The organism is Streptomyces sp. NPDC020299, from assembly GCF_044387825.1.
Classification (GTDB): domain Bacteria; phylum Actinomycetota; class Actinomycetes; order Streptomycetales; family Streptomycetaceae; genus Streptomyces.
The window spans coordinates 117994-139610 of sequence record NZ_JBIRWL010000003.1; the positions used below are offsets into that span (position 1 = coordinate 117994).

Annotated in this window: 16 protein-coding genes, 2 tRNA genes and 1 pseudogene; 5 read left to right on the top strand and 14 right to left on the bottom strand. The window is 71.7% G+C overall.

Annotation, left to right across the window (positions count from 1 at the left end):
• Positions 1-70: 70 nt before the first annotated feature.
• Positions 71-178 (top strand): annotated as a pseudogene (locus tag ACH45E_RS08400) (PPOX class F420-dependent oxidoreductase); the annotation flags it as partial.
• A gap of 334 nt (positions 179-512) precedes the next feature.
• Here ACH45E_RS08400 and ACH45E_RS08405 read toward each other — a convergent pair.
• From ACH45E_RS08405 to ACH45E_RS08435, 7 genes are all read right to left on the bottom strand, one after another.
• Positions 513-2720, bottom strand: coding sequence for a glycosyltransferase family 39 protein (locus ACH45E_RS08405; protein ID WP_361441763.1), 2208 nt, complete (start codon positions 2718-2720; stop codon positions 513-515).
• On the bottom strand, positions 2717-4246 hold the full coding sequence (locus ACH45E_RS08410; protein ID WP_361441766.1) for a bifunctional glycosyltransferase family 2/GtrA family protein: 1530 nt from the start codon (positions 4244-4246) through the stop codon (positions 2717-2719). Before ACH45E_RS08410 ends, ACH45E_RS08405 begins: the two co-directional genes overlap by 4 nt.
• A 14-nt stretch (positions 4247-4260) precedes the next feature.
• Positions 4261-5928 (bottom strand): HAMP domain-containing sensor histidine kinase, encoded by a 1668-nt coding sequence (locus ACH45E_RS08415; protein ID WP_361441769.1) that lies wholly within the window; start codon positions 5926-5928, stop codon positions 4261-4263.
• Positions 5925-6665: a response regulator transcription factor gene (locus ACH45E_RS08420; protein WP_165955629.1), complete on the bottom strand. Its 741-nt coding sequence runs from the start codon at positions 6663-6665 to the stop codon at positions 5925-5927. The genes ACH45E_RS08415 and ACH45E_RS08420 overlap by 4 nt, the downstream gene beginning before the upstream one ends.
• 207 nt (positions 6666-6872) lie before the next feature.
• Positions 6873-7754 carry a DUF2797 domain-containing protein gene (locus ACH45E_RS08425; RefSeq protein WP_361441772.1) on the bottom strand — a complete coding sequence of 294 codons (882 nt, stop codon included), beginning with the start codon at positions 7752-7754 and terminating at the stop codon, positions 6873-6875.
• 119 nt (positions 7755-7873) lie between these two features.
• Positions 7874-8857: a Bro-N domain-containing protein gene (locus ACH45E_RS08430; RefSeq protein WP_361441775.1), complete on the bottom strand. Its 984-nt coding sequence runs from the start codon at positions 8855-8857 to the stop codon at positions 7874-7876.
• Between the two features lie 66 nt (positions 8858-8923).
• Positions 8924-9301: an HGxxPAAW family protein gene (locus ACH45E_RS08435; RefSeq protein WP_361441778.1), complete on the bottom strand. Its 378-nt coding sequence runs from the start codon at positions 9299-9301 to the stop codon at positions 8924-8926.
• An 87-nt stretch (positions 9302-9388) separates the two neighbouring features.
• Here ACH45E_RS08435 and ACH45E_RS08440 point away from each other — a divergent pair, with 87 nt between their 5' ends.
• Entirely contained in the window at positions 9389-9883 is a 495-nt protein-coding gene (locus tag ACH45E_RS08440) for a MarR family transcriptional regulator (protein ID WP_361441781.1), read from the top strand.
• Positions 9884-10019: 136 nt separating this feature from the next.
• Here the strand turns inward: ACH45E_RS08440 and ACH45E_RS08445 are convergent, their stop codons facing one another.
• From ACH45E_RS08445 to ACH45E_RS08460, 4 genes are all read right to left on the bottom strand, one after another.
• Positions 10020-10997, bottom strand: coding sequence for a phosphotransferase (locus tag ACH45E_RS08445; RefSeq protein ID WP_361441784.1), 978 nt, complete (start codon positions 10995-10997; stop codon positions 10020-10022).
• Between the two features lie 162 nt (positions 10998-11159).
• Positions 11160-11315: a hypothetical protein gene (locus tag ACH45E_RS08450; RefSeq protein ID WP_361441787.1), complete on the bottom strand. Its 156-nt coding sequence runs from the start codon at positions 11313-11315 to the stop codon at positions 11160-11162.
• Between the two features lie 137 nt (positions 11316-11452).
• A tRNA-Arg gene (locus ACH45E_RS08455) sits at positions 11453-11525 on the bottom strand.
• Between the two features lie 191 nt (positions 11526-11716).
• A tRNA-Ser gene (locus ACH45E_RS08460) sits at positions 11717-11807 on the bottom strand.
• Positions 11808-11989: 182 nt separating this feature from the next.
• Between ACH45E_RS08460 and ACH45E_RS08465 the strand changes: the two genes are divergently transcribed.
• Positions 11990-12496, top strand: coding sequence for an SSI family serine proteinase inhibitor (locus ACH45E_RS08465; RefSeq protein ID WP_399040267.1), 507 nt, complete (start codon positions 11990-11992; stop codon positions 12494-12496).
• Between the two features lie 261 nt (positions 12497-12757).
• Complete coding sequence (locus tag ACH45E_RS08470; RefSeq protein ID WP_361441793.1) at positions 12758-17086, top strand: PAS domain-containing protein; 4329 nt, start codon at positions 12758-12760, stop codon at positions 17084-17086.
• 28 nt (positions 17087-17114) lie between these two features.
• Here ACH45E_RS08470 and ACH45E_RS08475 read toward each other — a convergent pair whose 3' ends face one another.
• Positions 17115-17696: a TetR family transcriptional regulator gene (locus tag ACH45E_RS08475; protein WP_361441796.1), complete on the bottom strand. Its 582-nt coding sequence runs from the start codon at positions 17694-17696 to the stop codon at positions 17115-17117.
• Between the two features lie 136 nt (positions 17697-17832).
• Here ACH45E_RS08475 and ACH45E_RS08480 point away from each other — a divergent pair, with 136 nt between their 5' ends.
• A complete protein-coding gene (locus ACH45E_RS08480; RefSeq protein ID WP_361441799.1) occupies positions 17833-19038 on the top strand; it encodes an MFS transporter in 1206 nt (401 codons plus the stop codon).
• Positions 19039-19148: 110 nt separating this feature from the next.
• Here the strand turns inward: ACH45E_RS08480 and ACH45E_RS08485 are convergent, their stop codons facing one another.
• Together ACH45E_RS08485 and ACH45E_RS08490 are read right to left on the bottom strand one after the other, a co-directional pair.
• Positions 19149-20825 (bottom strand): long-chain fatty acid--CoA ligase, encoded by a 1677-nt coding sequence (locus ACH45E_RS08485; protein WP_361441802.1) that lies wholly within the window; start codon positions 20823-20825, stop codon positions 19149-19151.
• A gap of 91 nt (positions 20826-20916) precedes the next feature.
• A complete protein-coding gene (locus tag ACH45E_RS08490; protein ID WP_361441805.1) occupies positions 20917-21474 on the bottom strand; it encodes a SigE family RNA polymerase sigma factor in 558 nt (185 codons plus the stop codon).
• Between the last annotated feature and the right edge of the window lie 143 nt (positions 21475-21617).

Below are 21617 nucleotides of genomic sequence, written 5' to 3' on the forward strand. Positions count from 1 at the left end.
CGGCGGACGGAGTCCGTCGCAGCGCACCGACGCCTGCGCAGCAGTGCGAGGGGCGCGGACAGAAGGGGCCCGCGAGGCCATGCGCAAGCAGGGCAAGTCCATCATCCGCATCACGCCCGAGCGCTGGGGCCCGGTCGCCACCGGGGGCTTTCCGGCGCGGCTGGTGTCCGAGGAATAGTCCGGGACGCCCGGCCCTCCTCGACGGACGGAGTCCGTCGCAGCGCACCGACGCCTGCGCAGCAGTGCGAGGGGCGCGGACAGAAGGGGCCCGCGAGGCCATGCGCAAGCAGGGCAAGTCCATCATCCGCATCACGCCCGAGCGCTGGGGCCCGGTCGCCACCGGGGGCTTTCCGGCGCGACTGGTGTCCGAGGAATAGCAGCGGGCCTGGAGTAGCCGGGGGCCTTCGGGCAGCCGCGGGCGACCGTCGCCGAACGGAACGAGAGAGGCGGCGACCCTCCGGTCACCGCCTCTCCCCGCGTCCCGGTCTCCATCGCGACCGTCGCGACCACCGTCAGCCGCTGGTCTTCTGCGTGAGGTCGTAGAAGGTGGCCGAACCGGCCGTCACCTTCTTGAAGTTGCTCTGCACCCACGAGGTGATCTGCGACGACGTACCGCTGTTGCCGCCGCCCATGCCGCCGCCCGAGATGAAGTAGTGGATCCTGCCTTCCGCCACGTACTTCTTGAACTGGGCCAGTGTCGGCGACGGGTCGGTGCCGTTGAAGCCGCCGATCGCCATCACCGGGTCACCGGTGGCCAGCTGGTAGCTCGCGGCGTTCTGGGAGCCGATGGACGCGGCGACCCAGGTGTACTTGCCGGCGTCCGTCTCGAGCAGCTTCTTGGCCGCGGAGCTGACGCTGGCGCCGTTCAGCAGACCGCCGACGCCACCGGCGCCGCCCATTCCGCCGCCCTCGCCCATCCGACCGCCGCCGGGGAAACCGCCGCCGTTCTGCTGGTTCTGCGTGGTGCCGCCGCCGTTCTGCTGGTTCTGGCCCGGCATGCCGCCGCCGGGGAAGCCACCGGTGCCGTTGCCCTGCTGCCCCTGCTGCCCCTGCTGGTTCTGGCCCGGCATGCCGCCGCGCATACCGCCACCGCCACCGCCGGGACCGCCACGGCCGCCGCCCATCATGCTCGCGCCCGCCGGGCCCGCCGTCACGATGGAACCGGTGTGGCCCTCCTGGAGGGTGCTGAGCGTGTACGCGGTCGGGCCGGCCAGCGCGGCCACCAGGCCCACCGCCGCAGCCCCGAGAGCCAGCTGACGGCTCATCCGGCCCGCGAAGACCAGGCCGAGCGCGGCGGCCAGGCCGCCGATCAGCACCAGCCACCTCAGCCAGGGCAGGTAGTCGGAGGTGCGGTTGAGCAGCACGTACCCCCAGGCCGCGGCCGCGACCACGGAGGCGGCGAGGGTGATCGACGCCCACATCTCCTGCCGCTTCTCCCACAGCAGCCCGGCGCCCATGCCGATCACGGCCGCGAGGTACGGGGCGAGGGCCACCGTGTAGTACTGGTGGAAGATGCCCGCCATGTAGCTGAAGACCACCATGGTGATCAGCAGCGAGCCGCCCCACACCAGGAACGAGCCGCGGGTGACGGACGTCCGCTTCAGCCTCCGGGTGGCCACCAGGCCCGCGACGAGCAGGATCAGCGCGGCCGGCAGCAGCCAGGAGATCTGGCCGCCGATCTCGGAGTTGAACATCCGGTCCCAGCCGGTCTCACCCCACATGCCGGTGCCGCCGCCCGCGCCACCGCCACCGCCGCCGCCGACGCTGCCGGTCTCGTCGCCGTTGAGCCGGCCGAGGCCGTTGTAGCCGAAGGTCAGCTCCAGGAAGGAGTTGTTCTGCGAGCCGCCGATGTACGGGCGGGAGGAGGCGGGCCACAGCTCGACGATCGCGACCCACCAGCCACCGGAGACGACCAGCGCGAGCGTCGCCGCGGCCAGCTGCCCGAAGCGCTTCTTCAGCGACACCGGCGCGCACACCGCGTACACGATCGCCAGCGGCGGCAGGATCAGGAAGGCCTGGAGCGTCTTGGCGAGGAACGCGAAGCCGATCGCCACGCCCGCCCAGACCAGCCACTTCGTACGGCCGTCCTCGAGCGCCCGGACCACCAGGTAGCAGGCGAGGGCCATCAGCAGCGCCAGCATCGCGTCCGGGTTGTTGAACCGGAACATCAGCGCCGCGACGGGGGTGAGCGCGAGTACCGCACCCGCGACCAGACCGGCCACGGGGCTGAACCGGCGGCGCACGCCCGCGTACACCACGGCGACCGTCGCGACGCCCATGATGACCTCGGGGACCAGGATCGCCCACGAATTGAGGCCGAAGATCCTGACCGACAGCGCCATCGGCCACAGCGAGGCCGGAGGCTTGTCGACGGTGATGGCGTTGCCCGCGTCCAGCGAGCCGAAGAAGAACGCCTTCCAGGACTTGCTGCCCGCCTGCACGGCCGCCGAGTAGAAGGAGTTGGCGTAGCCGGAGGCACTCAGGTCGTACAGGTAGAGGAGGAAGGTGACGGCCAGCAGACCGAGGAAGGCCGGGCGCACCCAGCGCGGGTCCTCGGGCCGGCCGCGCCACAGTCTCCGTACGAAGGGCTGCTGCGGCTCACCCGAACCGGGCGCCGGAGCAGCGGGCGGCTGCTGCGTCTGCGGGGTGGCCGGGGGCGGCCCCCAGCCGGAGGGACCGGTGCCCCCCGGATAGGTCGTCTGGTCGGGGTGGGTGGTCATCGGGCGTCCCTCGGGTCGGTGTCGTGGGGACGGACCGGCTGCAGCCGCATCGTCGCGTCCCTCCAGGTGCCGTCCGCGGCTTCACCGGCGCGGAACTGGGTCGTCGTGCCGTACGTCGTGTCGTACGGCGTGCGGGGCTGGTGGGGCTGGTGGGTCGTCGGGCGCTGCGGCAGCGGCGCGTACGGGCCGGTCTGCTGCGGGATCACCGTGCTGTGGGTCGGCGAGGACGGATGGTGCGCGGCCACGCCCGTGGACTCCTCGTCACGGTCGTCGCAGTCGTCGGCGCCGTCGCGGTCCGGGAACACCCACGCGCGGAAGAGCAGGAAGCGCAGCACCGTCGCCGCGAGGTTGGCGGCGATCAGCACCGCCAGCTCGGTGGAGTGCGCGGGGTCGGAGGTGGCCGCGTTCAGGGCGGCGAGCGAACCGCTGGTCAGCGCGAGGCCGATACCGAAGACGACCAGGCCCTGCGCCTGGTGCCGGACGGCCCCGCCCCGGCCGCGCACCCCGAAGGTCAGCCGCCGGTTGGCCGCCGTGTTCGCCACGGCCGAGACCAGCAGCGCCAGCGCGTTGGCGATCTGCGAGCCGGAGAACTGCCGGAAGACGCTGTACAGGACCAGGTAGAAGAGCGTCGACAGACCGCCGACGACACAGAACCCGACGAGTTGGCGGGCCAGCCCCTTCGGTACGTCCTTGATCTCCCGGTCGCGGGGGTCGTCGCCGAACGGCCGGGCGACCCGGTCCAGCGGCAGCGAACCGGTGGCCAGGGCCTTGCCCACCCGCCACACGCCCTTGAGGTCGTCGGTCGCCGTCTTCACGATGTGCACCGTCGAGTTCGGGTCGTCCACCCAGTCGACCGGCACCTCGTGGATCCTGAGGCCCGCGCGCTCCGCCAGCACCAGCATCTCGGTGTCGAAGAACCAGCCGGTGTCCTCGACGAGCGGCAGCAGCACCTGGGCCACATCACGCCGGATCGCCTTGAACCCGCACTGCGCGTCCGAGAAGCGGGCCTGGAGCGAGCCGCGCAGGATGAGGTTGTAGGCGCGGCTGATGAACTCCCGCTTGGGACCGCGCACCACCCGCGAGGAACGGGCCAGCCGGGACCCGATCGCCAGGTCGGAGTGGCCCGAGATCAGCGGCGCCACCAGCGGCAGCAGCGCGTTGAGGTCGGTGGACAGGTCGACGTCCATGTAGGCGAGGATCGGGGCGTCCGACGCGGACCACACGGTCCGCAGGGCGCGGCCCCGGCCCTTCTGCTCCAGGCGGAAGTTGGTGACCTCCGGGATCTCCGCCTCCAGCCGCGCCGCCACCTGGGGGGTGGTGTCCGTGGACGCGTTGTCCGCGATCGTGATGCGGAACGCGTACGGGAAGGTGCGCGTGAGGTGCTCATGCAGTCTGAGCACGCATGGCTGGAGGTCCTTCTCCTCGTTGTAGACGGGGATCACTACGTCCAGGACAGGCGTACCGGCGTCGCCGGCCGGGAGGTGCTCCCGCGCCGGCAGGGTGCCGGGAGAAGAGTCGGTTCGCATGACAACGACTCTGGTCAAGCCCCCTGTTGCACCCATGTGGTGGCACTGTGGTGTGCCTGTGAGTGCGATTGCCAGTTCGTTTCGGGCGCCGGTCGCGGCACGGCCGGGCCCAGTGCGGGCAGGTGCACGGTGAACACCGTCTGCCCCGGCACGCTGTCCACGGTCACCGCACCGCCGTGCGCGGTCGCGACCGCCTGGACGATGGCGAGCCCCAGACCGGTCGAGCCGGTCGCCCTGGACCGGGCCGCGTCGCCTCGCGCGAACCGCTCGAAGACGTGCGGCAGCAGGTCGGGCTGGATGCCCTGGCCGTTGTCCTCGACGTCCACGCACATCCACGGGCCGCGCCGCTGCACGCGCGCGATGATGGTCGTACCGGGCGGGGTGTGCTTGCGGGCGTTGCCCAGCAGATTGACCAGCACCTGCTGGATCCGCGCCGCGTCCGCCGCGACCAGCGCCGGTTCGTCGGGCAGGTCGAGCCGCCAGTTGTGGTCCATGCCGGCCGCGCGGGCGTCGCTGATCGTGTCGACGACCAGGGGGATCAGGTCGGTCTGCTCGATCTGCAGGGGCCGTCCGGCGTCGAGCCGGGCGAGGAGCAGGAGATCCTCCACGAGGAGGGTCATCCGCCCGGCCTCGGACTCGATCCGCCCGAGCGCGTGCCGGGTGTCGGGCCCGACCTGCTCGCGCCCGCGGCGCGTGAGCTCGGCGTACCCGCGGATGGAGGCGAGTGGCGTCCGCAGCTCATGACTGGCGTCGGCCACGAACTGCCGTACCCGCATCTCGCTCTGCTGCCGGGCGTGCAGCGCGCCGTGCACATGGTTCAGCATCCGGTTGAGCGCCGCGCCGACCTGGCCGACCTCGGTATGCGGATCGGTCTCGGACTCGGGCACCCGCTCGCTGAGGTTCACCTCGCCGGTGTGCAGGGGGAGTTCGGAGACCCGGGTGGCGGTGGCGGCGACCTTGCGGAGGGGGCGGGTGGCCACGCCGACGAGCACGTATCCGGCGAGGACGGCGGCGCCGAGGCCGGCGGCGGTGATGCTGATCTCGACGAGGATCAGGGTGTTGACGGTGCCGTCGACATCGGCCGTCGGCAGGGCGACGTAGTAGGCGTCAGTGCTGTCGCGGCTCTGGACGTATTCGACGCGGTAATCCCCCCGGCCGGGGATGTCCACGGTGTGCGGCTTCTGGTCCCTCGGTACCGAGTCGAGGGCGGCCCGCTGTGCCGCGTCGAGGTAGTCGGCGGCCATGTTCTTGAAGAAGCCGGCGTTGTCGTTCGTCCGCTTGGCGATGGCCGCGCTGGTGACCTTGCCGTTCTCCACGTAGGCGGCGATGGTCTTTTCCTGCGTGGGACCGTTGGTGACGAGGTTCTTCACCTTGCCGCGCGCCGAGGTGTCGACCTTCTGCACGGTGCCCTGGCTGCCGGGGGCGGTGGGGGCCTTCCCGTTCGGACCGTTCGCGTTCGGGCCCTTCGGCAGCATGTTGCCGCCTCCCGCACGCATGGCGACTTCGTGCACCTTGCCGTTCAGCTGCTCGTCAAGGTGTTGCTTCAGCGCGAGGGTCGTCACCGTGCCGATCACCGCACACACCACCGCGATCAGCGTCACCGTCGAGACGACGAGCCGCGTCCGCAGGGTACGCGGCTTACCTGCTCGCTTCTGCGCACGCGGCCGTCGTCGCCCGCTCATGACGCGGCGGGCTTGATCAGATAACCGGCCCCACGCCGGGTGTGGATCATCGGCTCACGCCCCGCGTCGATCTTGCGCCGCAGGTACGAGATGTAGAGCTCGACGACATTGGCCTGGCCGCCGAAGTCGTACGACCACACGCGGTCGAGGATCTGCGCCTTGCTGAGTACACGCCTGGGATTACGCATGAGAAAGCGCAGGAGTTCGAACTCGGTGGCGGTGAGGTGTATGGAATCCCCGGCCCGCGACACCTCGTGGCTGTCCTCGTCGAGGGTCAGATCGCCGACGACCAGCACGGAGTCGGACCGCCGGTCGGCCGCACCGGACCGCCGGATGAGCCCGCGCAGCCGGGCCACGACCTCTTCGAGGCTGAACGGCTTGGTGACGTAGTCGTCGCCGCCGGCGGTGAGACCGGCGATACGGTCCTCGACCGCGTCCTTGGCGGTCAGGAACAGCACCGGCACGTCGGGCAGTTCGCGCCGCAGCCGCCCGAGGACGGTCAGCCCGTCCATGTCGGGGAGCATCATGTCCAGGACGACGGCGTCGGGCCGGAACTCGCGGGCCGTCTGGATGGCGCCCTGCCCGTCACCCGCGCTCCTGATCTGCCAGCCCTCGTAGCGAAGGGCCATGGACAGGAGTTCGGTGATCGACAGTTCGTCGTCCACCACAAGCACTCGGACGGGGCTCCCGTCCGGCCTCAGCAGTTCGGTGCGCCCCTGGGGCGAGGTCGTGGTCATGGTGGACACCTTGTCGGGGTCCTCTGAGAAGACGCTTTCTCTTGTCTGTGATTTTCCTGAGAAACACACAGGGATCTCTCAGGGAACCCCGAACTCACGGCCCATTTCCAGCAGTTGCGGCCCTTTTGACACGCACAAACCAAGGCACGTGATGTGCGTCACCTGTGAACGCGCTTTCCGCTTCCTGTCCGTCCCGTCAGCGCCCCATCAGAACAGCTCGTCCTGCGTGCTCCTCGCTCTCACACACTTCCGGGTCAGTACGGTCAGTTCCGTCAGTCCACCGGAGCCGGCGCGCACCAGCTCCCACCCGGTCACCAGCCGCGTGTCGAGTACCGCGACCCCGCCCCCGGTCGCCAGATGAAGATCCGGCCCGGCGGCTGCCACGAGCTCACCGTTCACCGAGCCGCCGGCGACCAGCTCGGTCACCACCAAGGCGGCGGGCGGCAGCCGGTCCAGCCCGAACACGCCCACGTGATCGACGGGTTGGTACGGCGCCCGGGTGAGCGAGTCCGGCCAGCCGGCCAGCGCCACGGCCCGCGCGTGCAGTTCCCCGATCTCCGCCGCCCGCTCCTCCGCCGACCCGGGCAACGCGGCCCGCACCGCCCGTTTCTCGGCGTACGGGATCCGGTCCGGCACCCCGAGCGCGGCACGCAGCAACTCCTCGGTGCGCCGCGCGGCCATCAGCGGCCCCGTGCCGAGCCAGCTGAAGCAGACGGCCCCCTGCTCGAGCAGCCGCGCCGAGCCGCGCTCGGCCGCGGTGATCCCCACCTTGACCATGCCGGGCCCGAACCACGCCAGATATACGCGGTACGGCCGCGGATCATCGGCGATGGTGTCCGCGGCAACGGAGTGCGCCCGGTCCAGCCGCGCACACTCCTCGCACCGCGCCCCCGTACTCCGCCCCGGCACCGCCGCCCGCACCGGACAGGGATGCGCCCGCGCCCCCACACATGTCCGCACTCCCCCGTCCGCGACCCCGAAGGCCACCCGCTTCCCCCACGGCAGCGCACTGCTCCGCCCGCCGCCCCACACGAGCACGGGCCCGTCCGCCGACCACCGCAGCCCCGTGCACTTCCATGCCTGTGCCATCACTCATGAGAGTAGGACGACCCACTGACAACGTCCCGCGGCGGCCGGAAGGCGGTACCGTACGCAAAGGCCCGAAGCCGCAACTTAGTCTTGCGACTTCGGGCCTGCATCGTCTTGCCTTACGGCAGGACGTAGACGGGTGCCCCGTCCGGCGTACATCCCGTCTGCCGCATGCAGCCCCGCTTGATCAGCATGCGCAGACAGTCACGGACACGGTCGAGCGTCAGCCCCGTGCGTGTGGCGACGTCCTCCAGCTGACACCGGACCGGGCCCCGCACCAGCGCAGGCGCCAGGTACGCCGCCACCGCGTGCACGTCCTCCGTGACGACCAGGTTCCTCGCCCGCCAGCCGGCCAGCAGCTCCTGGGGCGTGATCGCCGGGACCTCCGCAGCGGGCGCGGTCGGCCGGAACCGTTGGGCGAGGAGGTCGAGGGTGTCGGCGATGCGGTGGAGTGCTTCGCCGATGGACCGCTCGGTGGACCGGGACTGTTCCTTCATGACCGCCAGATGCTCGTTGGTCTGGCGCATCTCCGCGATCCGCTCGGCCTGGGCGACCGTCAGCGCCTCATCCGCCTGGATGTTCCGCTCCTCCAGGCGGACGATGGCGTCAGCGACCTGCTCGGGCATGAGGTACGCCGTGCCGCCGTTGGGGGCGGGTTGCACGGGAGCCGGTTCCAGGCTGTAGGAGCCGTCGCGCTGGATGATGGCGATGACGTCGGAGACCCATCGCTTGAAGGGCTCGCATTCGGGTTTGGTGCAACCCTGTACGAGCTGGATCAGGCCCTTGAGATTCACCATCTTCATCGACTTTTGCAGCCTGTGAGCTGCAAGTTTGCTCAAGGTGTCTGCTGTACAGACGCCTTGTGCAATCTCGCTCAGGCGCTCCTGGCAGTTTGCCGCGACATGCATCTGCAGTGCCTGCCGGGTGTTGGTGTACCCCAGCTGGCGCGCCACGTCCGCCGCCGGGAACCAGTACTCCCCATCCGGCAAGGTAAGCCTCCGCACCCGCGCCCCCGTGGCCGCGAACACGAAGTCGTTGATGTCGATCGCGTCCTGCTTCCGTGCCGCCGGCGCTTCCGGCGGCATGTCGTTCTGCTCGTACATCGAGCATCACCTCCACACCGGAAGCTATGAGCACATACGGCCAATCCCCGTTCGCATGAGGCACGTTCACTCGAAAGGCGACAGAGGTACCGATTCTGCCAACTCGTCGCCCACCCCGTCCGGCACCACGGCCGCCGCACTCCGCCGCCCCCGCCCCGCCAGCCGACACCCCACGCACCCCGCGTGCCCCTCTCGCGCCAGCGGATCACGCACCCGCATCCCCCACTGCCCCCTGGGCCGCCGTCCGGGCGGCTTGCCCCAGCCGGAGAGGTGCAGGCCCCAGGTGACGAGAACGCTGAGTACGACAACCGCCAGCCCCGCCCCCAGAGCGGCGACCGAGCCCGTGCACACCCCCAGCCCCACCAACCCGCCCCCGGCGGTCGCGATGCCGAAGCCGGTCCAGCCGGCGACCGTGTGACCCTCGTCGTACAGATGCGCGCTCATGCACCCGCCTCCCTCACCCGGGACATGCGTGGGCATGCGCGGGCAGCAGAATCGGCTCGAAAGTGGGGGACACTGGAGCCCCTCAAGATGCACGGCACGCCGCGCCCACCAGCCACCCCGGCCCAGGCGCTGTCCGCGATGGACCACCTCATCGCGGCCCACCTGATCGGACAGCAGGAACTGGCCCGGCGGTTGGGTCTGAACGTCACCGACCTGACCTGTTTCGCCTTCGTCCTGGAGGCCGGAGACGACCTGCTCACGGCCGGCGACCTGGCGGCCCGCGCCCACGTCACCACAGGCGCGGTCACCGGAATCCTCAACCGCCTGGAACGCGCCGGGTACGTCACCCGCCGCCCCGACCCCACCGACCGCCGCCGTGTCCGTGTGGCCGCCCTTCCCGAGGCGGTCGAGCGGGTCACAGCCGTGTACGCCGGCCACTACGCCCGCCTCAACGCGCTCTTCGCCGACTACTCGCCCGACGAACTCGCCGTCGTCAACGACTGGTTCACCCGCGCCACCGCACTCGCCCACGAGTACCTCGAGAAACTGAACAAGGGCGAGCCCGGCGGCGGGGAGTGCTGAGCGGACCGTCAACCGGCCAGCCTGGTCATGGCACGGGTCTCGCCGTACGGCGAGCGATCTCGAAGCCGGTGAAGTCGCGGATCGGGGCCTGATACAGCGTGGAGACCCGTGAGGTGTGAGGAAGGTTGTAGTGGCGTCAGACGTCCCCGAGCTCGGCGGCCAACCGGGAAACGGCCGCCAGATCCGGAACGCTGCGCAGGCAAGCGACGACCTGGTCGCTCGCGAACTCGCGCTGCGCGGCGGTCACGGTCGGGTCGATCGCGCACTGGGCCTGTACGTGGATGAAGTTCAGGTCCGTCGCGAAGAGCATCGAGAAAGACCGCGGTCCGGAAATCGTGGCGCGGCCTCCGGCGCTCCGGTAGGCCCGCGCCAGTCGCCGGGCGGAATCGATGTTCACCCGGTTACCGCCCGCCCATACGTACACGGCGCGTGCGAGTTCCCGTTCCGCCGAAACGGTCCCGGCGTTGTCCCAGTCGAGGAGGACCGGTCCGTCCGGGCCGACCAGGACGTTCTGGGGCCGCAGGTCGAGATGCGAGGTCACCAGATCACCGGGGTCGGACGCGGTCACCCAGTGCGCCAGCTCTGCCGCCGACGTGCTGATGAACCGGCCCAGCGCGTCCGACCACGGCAGGCCGGCCCGGTGGACCCTCTCGTGCAGGTCTTTCCAGTCCGCTTCCCGGGGGCACTGCTCGTACCAGGAGCCCGGCATCTCGCTCGCGCCCTCCCCCGCCGTGTGGAGGAGTGCCATCGTCCGGCCGAACCAGTCCAGGACGTCCGGGTCGGAGGCATCCGCCTCGGTGCCGTCGATCCAGTCGTACACCTTCACGTAGGACCCGCCCGAAGAAGGGCTGATCTGTGAGACGTGCGTACCGTGGCGATTGGGGATGAGCCGCGGTGACGCGATTCCCAGGTTCTCCGCGGCCTGCCGTAATGCCGCCTCCCGGCGGACCTGTTCTTCGTCGCAGCCGAAGAGGAGTTCCTTTATCGCCCAAGCGGAACCGTCTCCGGAAAGCTTCCAGATCTGCCCCAGTGCACCACGGGTGACGCGCGCCATGGTCCACGGCCCGGCGCCGAGCGCGTAGGTCTCGGCTATGAAGTCGGCGGTGTCGCGCATGCAGCTACCTCTCAGGATGCTGGTGTGCCACCCGGATTCAATGCGGATCGATTCGGGTGCTCAGTTCCGTCACGAGATGGTAGGACCCGGCGAGACCGACGTCGGTTCGCTCCCTGAGGATCTTGATCGCGGAGTCGCGGTGGCCGCTGATGAGCAGGTCCGTCATCCCTGGGTGAGCAGGTCCAGTGCCACGGAGGCCGCGCCCAGCCCCAGGCCGGATTCCTTGCGCAACCGGCGGATGGCCTTGGCCGTGCGCCCCTCGTCGGCCAGCGTCATCGCCTCGCTCTGGGCCACGCGCTCCACGGGTGTGATCAACACAGTCGTGCGTGTCCTGCTGCTCGTCATGAAGCGTCGAAGCAAGGCCGCCGAGTACGGCGCCCAGTTCACTGATCTTCTCCTCACCGCGTCCTGAAACGCCAAAGGCCCCGGAGTGATCCGGGGCCTTTGAACTGTTGTGCACTCGGCAGGATTCGAACCTGCAACCTTCTGATCCGTAGTCAGATGCTCTATCCGTTAAGCTACGAGTGCTTGTTTTGTTTTTTGTCCCCGCTCCCGGCCCTTCCGGCCCGCTCGCGGCGACAGGAAGAACATTACATGACTGCCGCCGCCATGTGAAATCCGTTCCGCACACCCCTTGTGACCTGCGGAAATGGCGATGTCGGGAGCTGTAGAGCACCAAAGCCCCGGTCCGTGTGGACCGGGGCTTCGGTGATCAGGGGCGGAGGCGGAGGGATTTGAACCCTCGATGGGCTGTAAGGCCCAAACCGCATTAGCAGTGCGGCGCCATAGACCGGACTAGGCGACGCCTCCAGCACAACCGCTCACGCGAGCGCGCGATCGGTGCGTGCAGATGATGACACAGTCGAGCGTGCTGTCACCAATCGGCTCCCACGGTACTAGGCAGGCGGGCCACAGGGCAAAGGCCTTCCTTGTCGGCGAGCCGGTCGGGGCCGGGAGCGCAACGTCCGGGCGGCCGGAGCGTTGGGCAGGACATGTTGCAGGACATGTTGCCGGTCATCTCGCGGGCGCACATCGCCGCAGTGGCCGCCGCCGCTCTTTCCGCCCTCTCCGCCGCGCCCGCTCTCGCCGCCGCGCCCGCTGCCGTACACAGCGGTGTCTCGGCGCCCCCGCCCGTACGACCCGAGGACCGGGCCGCCACCACCGCCACCTCCGGCGATCACCTCACCGTCACCGTCCGGCACGCGGGCGGTGGCCGGGACGGCCGGTACCGGCTGTCCTGTCATCCGGGGGCCGGCAGTCACCCGGATGTGGGTGGTGCCTGCCGGACGCTGGACCGGAACACACGGTGGGGACGGGACACCTTCGCGCCGGTCGCGCCGGGCCAGATGTGCACGATGCTGTACGGGGGCCCGGCCACCGCCCATGTGACGGGGGTCTGGGCCGGGCGGCCGGTCGACGCGACGTACGACCGGAGCAACGGGTGCGAGATCGACCGGTGGGACCGGCTCGTCCCCCTGCTGCCCGACCTGCGTGCGTAGCGACCGGCCACAGACTTTCCGTGGCGGAATCCCCGGTCCCGTAAAGGTCCTGCGAAAGTCTCGCGGGCCAAAGACCGAGGCAGAGCGGAGGCTGGGGCGGGCGGTCACACGTTCCCCGTCACTTCGTCGTGCGACCTCCCTCTCATCCGGCGTCGCGAGCGCAACCGCTGCCCTTAGACTCCCTCGCGTGACACGCTGCGGGCCGGTTGGCAAGATGGCCCGAGCGGTCGGCAAGGTGCGGTAACAGGGAGGAAGCGTTTCGTGAGCAGCAGGCCATCCCGAGGCGCTGCTCGCCTCGCAGCCATACTGGACGCGCTGCCCGACGCGTTGGTGCTGGTCAACGCCAATGGAACGGTCGTCAACGCCAACACCATCGCCCTGGAGGCCTTCGAGACTCCGGGTACGGCTCTGGTGGGGCGGGGGCTGCTCGATCTGCTGCCGGAGTTCGACTCCAGGCTGATCCCGGGCTCCATGCGGCGGCCCGACCAGATGGACCCGCAGGGCCGGACCAAGCCGACGCGGATGATCGCCCGGCGGACCGACGGGACCGAGTTCCCGGTCGAGGTCACCAGCGCGAATCTGGAGAACGGGCAGCAGGCCTACGACGGTTACGGCTACACCGGCGACGAGCTGCTGATGCTCGTCGTACGCGATCTGTCCGGCACCGTCGACACCGAGGCGGAGCTGGCGCGCTCACAGCGGCAGACCGAGATGATCCTGCGGGCCGCGGCGGAAGGTGTCGTGGGCACGGACACGGACGGGCGGATCGTGCTCGTCAATCCGGCCGCCGCGCAGATACTGGGCTACCGGGCCAGCGAGCTCGGCGGCAAGGAGCTGCACACCCTCGTAGTGCACTCCCGCGCCGACGGCTCGCCCTTCCCGTACGACGAGTCGCCGCTCGCCGACACCCTGCGCTCCGGGCGCAAGCACCGGGTGCGCGGGCAGGTGCTGTGGTCCAAGTCCGGGGACGAGGTGTCGGTCGATCTGACCACCGCGCCCGTGCGCGACGGCGACCAGCTGGTCGGCGCCGTGATGACCTTCACCGACCGGCGGCCCCTGGACGCGCTCGCCGAGGAGAAGGCGGCCCTGGAGCAGGCGCACGCCCTGGAGCTGGAGAAGCTCTCCGAGGAGCACGCCTCCGAACTGACCGCGCTGCGTCAGGAGCACGTCACCCGGATCGAGGAGCTGGAAGAGCGGCACGCCGAGGAGCTGGCGGCCGGCGAGGAACGGTACGCCGCGCTCGGCGAGCGGGAGAAGGACCGCTACGAGGCCCTGGCCGGGCGGCACGAGCAGCTGCTCACGCTGCTCGCGGGCTCCCTGCGCGGGCCGCTGGACGAGCTGCGCCGGGAACTGGCCGCACTCGCCGCGGACGACGCCGGGCAGCTGTGGCCCGAGGCCAACCAGGTGCTGCACCACCTCTCCGCCGGCTACTCCCGCATCACCCAGCTGATCGACAACGTCCTCGGCTACCAGCGGCTCGACGCGGGCACGGAGGACGTCGCCCGTACGAAGGTGATGCTGGACTCGGTCGTCGCCGCCGGTGTCGAGGGAGCCGTCGAGCTCATCGGGCCGGGCCGGGTGCAGTTCGCCGTGCACGCGCCGCCCATCGAGGCCGAGGTCGACCCGCAGCGGCTCGCGACCGCGCTCGCGCATCTCGTCGCGGACGTCGCCGGGGTCGACGCGACCGGCAACGCGCCCGTCTCGACGGGCGGTTACATGGACAACACCGTCGTCGTGGCGGCCGCGCAGCGCGGTGAGGTCGTACGGATCGAGGTGCGCGGGCCGTACGCCGGGGGAGACCCGGTGCACGAGCCGATCGTCCGCGGGATCGTACGGGCGCACGGTGGTGTGCTGCAGACGCACGAGGTGCCGGGGATGAGCGGCAGTGCGTATGTGCTCGAGGTGCCGATCGGCGGTGGGGCCGGGGCCGTCCCGGCGCCGGAACGGGTGCCGGGGGCCGAGGTGGCCCTGGTGGGTGATTCGACCGCCGACGAGGAGGCCGTCGTCGAGCACGGCTCCGGTGGCGGGCGGCGGCGGGCCCGGCGGGGCTCCACCGATGCCTTCCTGGAGAGCGAGGACCCGGGCGAGTCCGGTGGTGACGGGGCGGAGGCGCCCGCGCCGACCGGGCGGCGCCGCAGGCGTGCCCTTGAGCAGGTGGCCCAGCCGACGGCCGAGGGTGCGGAGGTGTCCGGGGGAGCTGAGGTGTCCGGGGGTGCTGAGGCGTCCGGCGGCACCGGGCGGCGGCGGGGACGGCCCGCCGAGGACGCCGGTGACGGAGCCGGGTCCGGTGCCGATGATGCCGGGGGCACCGCTGGTGCCACTGGTGCCACTGGTGCCGCCGCTGGTGTCGGTGGTGAGCAAGGTGTCGCCGAAGGCGCTGTCGTCACGGCGGCCGAGCATGCCGCGGGAGCCGCGGCCTCGAACACGGGACTCGGCGGAACCGTGCCGCCGCAGGGCGTGCCCGCGCCCGGTGGACGGCGTGCCCGGCGTGACGACGGAGACCGGCAGGCCCTGCCGCCCGCGCTGCCCGCGGCCGGTCCCCAGCCGGGCCCCGAGGCCGTCCCGGCGGCCGAGACCGCGCAGCCGACCGGACGTCGTCGCCGTGCGCTGGCCGCCGCGGCCGAGCGTGCCGCCGCGCAGGAGACGGGGGCCCGTACGGTCTTCGCCCTGCCGCCCGCCGAGGCGGACCGCCCGGCCGAAGGGCCGGACGGGCAGGCGCAGGCCGTGGGGCAGGCGCAGGTCCCGGGTCAGGTGCAGGCGCCGGCCGTGGAGCAGCCGGAGGCTGCCGGGCAGGCGCCGGGTGTGGGTGCGCCGGTGCCGGCCGGTGTGCCGGTCGACGACGGCCGGCACGACGCCGTCGCGCACGACCAGTCCGAGGACCACACCCCGCCCCAGCCGCATCCCACCAGCGCGCCGACGGGCCGCCGCCGACGGGCCGTGGTCCCGGCGCAGCAGTCGGCGGAGGCCGCCGGCGCTCCCGGCCAGGGCACGGCTCCGGCGCCGGGAAGTTCGGTCCAGATCGCCCCCGGCCAGCCGGTCGCGGTTCCGGCCGGGCTGGGTCAGACGGTCCCGCCGCAGGTCACCCCGGGTGAGCTCCCCGCCGCGGCCCAGGCCACTCCCGCTCAGGCCGCCGCCGTGTCGCTCCCCGCGCAGAACACCGGGCCGCTGCCCGCCGCCCAGCCACTGCCCGCGGAGGCCGTTCCCGGCCAGTCCGCCACAGGCCAGGCACCCGCGGGTCAGGCCCCCGAGCTCCCGGCTCCGGCTCCGGCTCCGGCTCCGGCCGCGGACGTCCCCGTACCGCCCAACGCAACGGCCACCCCGGCCCCCGGTACCCCCCTCCCCCCGGAGCACGCCGCCGCGCGGGCCCGGGCCGCCCAGCCGTTGCCCGCCGAGGCGGGTGCCGCGCCCGTCGACGTGAACTCGACGCAGGGGCAGGGCTTCAGCGTGCGGACGCTGGGGCAGGGCGTGCCGTTCAGCAGGCAGGCCCTGCAGGTGCAGCAGCCGACGGCCACGCCGCCCCCGCACCAGCCGGGCGGTTCCGGGCGGCGCCGCAAACTGGGCACGCCGCCCGACCCGGCCACACGTCCGGAGCAGGGTGCCCGCCCGCATCCGCCCGCCGAGCAGGCGCCGGGACAGCCGGTCGCGCAGCCCGTCGCCCAGGCCCTCGCACAGCCGGTGGCGCAGCCCGTCCCCCAGCCTTCTCTGGCCGGGCAGTCGCGGCTCGCCCCGGCCACCGAGGGTGCCGGACGGTCGTACGCCATAGGCGCCCCGGACGAGAACGCCGCCGAGGGTCCCGAGCCGCTGGACGGTCCGGGCGGGGCGATCGAGGTCGCGGACCCCCCGCGCCCGCAGCCGATGGACGACGAGCTGCCGCCGGAGCCGCTGGACAACCCGCGCCGGCTGCTGGTGTGGCCCGCGCCGGACGTCACCACGCAGCAGGCGCTCAGCGACCGCGGCTACCGGCCGGTGATCGTGCACTCGCGCGAGGAGGTCGACGCGCAGATCGCGGCCTTCCCCGCCGCGCTGTTCGTGGATCCGCTGACCGGGCCGATCACCCGTACCGCGCTGCAGTCGCTGCGGCAGGCGGCGGTCGCGGCCGAGGTGCCGGTGCTGGTCACGGCCGGGCTCGGGCAGGCGACGCGCGAGGCGGCGTACGGTGCCGATCCCGCCGTCCTGCTGAAGGCGCTCGCGCCGCGCGACAGCGAGCAGCACCCGCCGCGTGTCCTCCTGATCGAGGAGCACGCGGAGATCGCCCTCGCCCTGACCGCGACGCTGGAGCGGCGCGGGATGCAGGTCGCGCGGGCCGCGAGTGACGCGGACGCGGTGACGCTGGCCGGGCAGCTCAGGCCGAACCTGGTCGTGATGGACCTGATGCAGGTGCACCGGCGCCGGGCCGGGATCGTGGACTGGCTGCGCACGAACGGGCAGCTCAACCGCACCCCGCTGGTCGTCTACACCGCCGCCGTCGACCAGGCCGACCTGCCGCGGCTGGCCTCGGGGGAGACGGTGCTGTTCCTGGCGGAGCGCTCCACCAGCGGCGAGGTCCAGAGCCGGATCGTGGACCTGCTGGCCCGCATCGGCACCAACTAGACCGACCTGGCCCAGGACCTGTCCGGCCCTAGCGGGCCACCAGCCTGCGGGCCGCCTCCTTGATGGAGGCCCGCAGGCGCTCGCGGTCGCTGTCCTCGGGGCCCGCGAGGATGCGGCGCATCTGCGGGACGACGGCCATCCAGTTGGTGAGCGCGGTCAGCAGGATCAGCAGATCGCCGGCCGGGATGGCGTCGGTGACGACGCCCCGGGCCTGGCCGTCCTCGAGCGTGGCGACCTTGCGGGCGTAGTGCTCCTGGCGGGCGGCCTCGTCGGGCAGCTCGGCGGTGCCGTACTCGATGCCCTCCCAGAAGAGCAGGCGCAGCAGCTCGGGGTGGGCCGCGTGGTAGTCGAGGAGGCGGTCGACCCAGCCCTCGATATCGTCCGCGTCGATGGGGACGGCGGCGGCGAGGTCGACCATGCAGATGCCGAGGACCTGTGAGAACAGCTCCGCCTTGTTGCCGAAGTAGGCGTAGATCAGCTGTTTGTTGGCCTTGGCCTCGGACGCGATGCGGTCGATGCGGGCCCCGGCGATGCCGTGCCGGGCGAACTCGGCGACCGCCGCCTGGAAGATCCGCGCCTTGGTGGCCTCGGGGTTCCTCACTGCTGCCATGGGGTCAGGGTAGCGCCCGAAGCAACCAACTATTTGGTTGACAGGGAATTCGGCGGCGGGGCACGCTGTTCCCACTTCCAACCAACCAGTTAGTTGTGAGAGTCGGCTCCAAGCCCACCAAGGAGTACATCCGGTCATGCCGTCAGCGACCACCACCCAAGAGGCACAGGAGATCCGGGTCCCCGCCCGCGAGCAGGCCGGCTCCGGCCGCCTCCTCCTCGTACTCATCGCCGTCTGCACCGCCGTCACGGCCGCCAACATCTATCTCGCGGCCCCGCTGCTCCCCCTCATCGCCCACGACTTCGGCACGGTCCCCCCGGCCGTGACCTGGATCGCCTCGGTCGCGCAGCTCGGCTACGCGGCCGGGCTGCTCTTCTTCGCCCCGCTCGGCGACCGCGTCGACCGGCGCCGGCTGGTCGCCCTCCTGTCGGTGGCCGCGACGGCCGCGCTGGTGCTCGGCGCGGCGGCCTCCGGCACCGCCGCTCTCGCGGTCGCCGTGTTCGTGGCGTCCGCCGCGACCGTCGTCCCGCAACTGCTCGTCCCGCTGGTCGCCGAGCGCGCCCCCGCCCACCGCCGCGCCCGTCATGTAGCCGCCGTCATCGCGGGTCTGTTCACCGGCATCGTCGCGGCCCGGGTCGTCGGCGGCCTGGCCGGGCAGGCGTTCGGCTGGCGGTGGGTGTTCGCCGGTGCGGGCGCGCTGACCCTCGTACTGGGACTCGCCACCGCCCTCGCCCTGCCGAGGGAGCGGCGCCGCCGTACCGGTCCGCTGTTCGCCGGCCTGACCGCCCTGCCCGAGCTCGTCCGCAGCTCGCCCGACTTGTGGCGGGCGTGCGTCAGGCAGGCCGGGATGTTCGGCGCCTGGAGCGCCCTGTGGACCTCGCTCGCCCTGCTGCTGACCGGCCCGGCGTACGGCCTGTCGACCGCGACCGCCGGTCTGTTCGGCCTCTTCGGCCTCACGGCCAGCGCGGTGGCCCCGCTCGCGGGCGGGCTCGTGGACCGCTTCGGCGCCGCGAAGGTCGTATGGTCGGCCTACGTCCTCGCCGCCGTCTCCGTGCCGCTGTTCTGGCTCGGCGGGCAGGTGCTCGTCGCGCTGTTCGTGGCCGCGGTCGCCGTCCACGCGGCCCTGGTCGCCTCGCACGTCGCCAACCAGACCCTCGCCCTGACCACCACCTCCGCCCCCGCGACCGCCAACACCGCTTACGTCGTGGCCGGTTTCACGGGCGGCGCGCTCGCCTCGGTCCTCGCGGGTGTCGCCTACGGCCAGTGGGGATGGGACGGCGTCTGCGCGGTGGCCGCGCTCTGGCTGACGCTCGGGTGGCTGACGACGGCCGTACGACGGTGACGGCTGCCCTCCTGAGCGGAGGGGCGGGCGTACGCAGGGACCGGGGTGCCGGGTGCCCGGGTGCCGGGGTGTTCTCGCACCCCGGCACCGGCGTGTGCGCGGTCGCGGGGTCAGAGCTGGGTGACGTCCAGCTCGCCCCCCGCGTATTGCCTGCGCAGCACCTTCTTATCGAACTTGCCCACGCTCGTCTTCGGCACCGACTCGATGACCGTCCAGCGCTCCGGGAGCTGCCACTTGGCGATCTTGCCCTCCTCGGCGAGGAAGACGCGCAGGGTCTCGAAGTCGGCGGTGGCGCCCTCCCTGAGGACGACGGTGGCCAGCGGACGCTCGCCCCACTTGTCGTCGGGGACGGCGACGACGGCGGCCTCGGCGACGTCCGGGTGGGACATCAGGGCGTTCTCCAGGTCGACGGATGAGATCCACTCGCCGCCGGACTTGATGACGTCCTTGGCGCGGTCGGTGAGGGTGAGGAAGCCGTCGGGTGAGATCGTCCCCACGTCTCCCGTCTTCAGCCAGCCGTCCTCGCTGAACTTGTCGGCGGGGCGCAGGGGTTCGGCGTCGGGGCCGTTGTAGTAGGCGCCGGCGATCCACGGGCCGCGCACCTCCAGCTCGCCGGCGGACTCGCCGTCCCAGGGGAGGCGCTCGCCGCCGGGGCCGGTGAGGCGGCCCTCGACGCCGGCCGGGAAGCGGCCCTGGGTGAGGCGGTAGGCGAGCTCCTCCTCGGTGCCGATCGCGTGGGCCGGCGGGCGGGCGACCGTGCCCAGCGGGGAGGTCTCCGTCATGCCCCAGGCGTGGCAGACCCGCATGCCGAGCTTGTCGAAGGCCGCCATGAGGGAGGGCGGACAGGCGGCTCCGCCGATGGTGACCTGGGTGAGGGAGGAGACGTCCCGGGGGTTGGCGGTCAGCTCGGCGAGCAGGCCCTGCCAGATGGTGGGGACGGCGGCGGCGTGCGTCGGCTTCTCGCTCTCGATCATCTCCGCCAGCGGGGCGGGCTGCAGGAAGCGGTCCGGCATCAGCATGTTGACGCCGGTCATGAAGGTGGCGTGCGGCAGGCCCCAGGCGTTGACGTGGAACTGGGGGACCACGACGAGGGAGGTGTCCTGGTCGGTCAGGCCCATCGACTGGGTCATGTTGACCTGCATGGAGTGCAGGTAGATGGAGCGGTGGCTGTACACCACGCCCTTGGGGTCGCCGGTGGTGCCGGAGGTGTAGCACATGGCGGCGGCCTGGCGTTCGTCCAGCTCCGGCCAGTCGTACGTGGTCGGCTTCCCGGCGATCAGCTCCTCGTACTCGTGCACGGGGACGCCGGCGTCCGCCAGCAGCGTACGGTCCCCGGGTCCCGTGACCACGAAGTGCTCGACGGTCTTGAGGTGCGGCAGCAGCGGGGCGATCAGCGGCAGCAGAGAACCGTTGGCGATCACGACCCGGTCGGCGGCGTGGTTCACGATCCAGGCCAGCTGCTCGGCGGGCAGGCGCAGGTTGAGCGTGTGCAGCACGGCACCCATGGAGGGGATCGCGAAGTAGGCCTCGGTGTGTTCCGCGTTGTTCCACATCAGGGTCGCGACCCGGTCGTCGTCCCGTACCCCGAGGTCCTTGCGGAGGGCGTGCGCCAGCTGGGCGGCGCGGGCACCGATCCCGGCGAAGCTGCGGCGGTGCGGCTCACCCTCACCCGTCCAGGTGGTCACCTGCGACGCACCGTGGATCGTCGACCCGTGGGTCAGGATCCTCGAGATCAGCAGCGGTACGTCCTGCATCGTGCTCAGCACGGCGTCCTCCCAAGGCGACATTGCCTGCGCGGCGGTATGGGCTGCCGCTGATTCTGCGCACATACCGTGCGGTATGTCACTAGGGGAAGGAAAACTCGCGGGCTTCGCGGGCCTATCTCACCAGGCCGAGCTCGGGATCCTCGCGCAGTTTGCCGAGTGCCCGCGACACCGCCGACTTCACCGTGCCGACGGACACCCCGAGCACCTCGGCCGTCTGCGCCTCGCTCAGGTCCTCGTAGTACCTGAGGACGACCATCGCCCGCTGCCGTGCGGGCAGCTTGCCGATCGCCCGCCACATCGCGTCGTGCAGCGCCTGCCGCTCGGCCGGGTCGTCGTCGCCGGGCACCGGCTCCGGCTCCGGCAGCTCGTCGCACACGAACTCGTCGACCTTGCGCTTGCGCCACTGGGACGTACGCGTGTTCAGCAGGGCCCGGCGGACATAGCCGTCCAGCGCGCGGTGGTCCTCGATCCGCTCCCACGCCACATACGTCTTCGTCAGCGCGGTCTGCAGCAGGTCCTCGGCGTCGCTCGGGTTCGCGGTCAGCGACCGGGCGGTGCGCAGCAGCACCGGCTGGCGGGCCCTGACGTACGACGCGAACGACGGGTACGGCCGGGTCTGCCTCGCTGGTGCAGCGACGGCCGACGCGCTGGTGCAGACGGGTGTGGTCATGGCTCCACGCTATGAGCGACCCCTGTTCCCGCGGATCGGCCCCAGGTCCCGAAGCGAGGTCCGCCTCAGGTTGTAGGGGTGGGGCGGGCTCCACCTCCTGAAGGTGGACGGACACCCCCCGCGTACTACGGGTTTACCCGGGC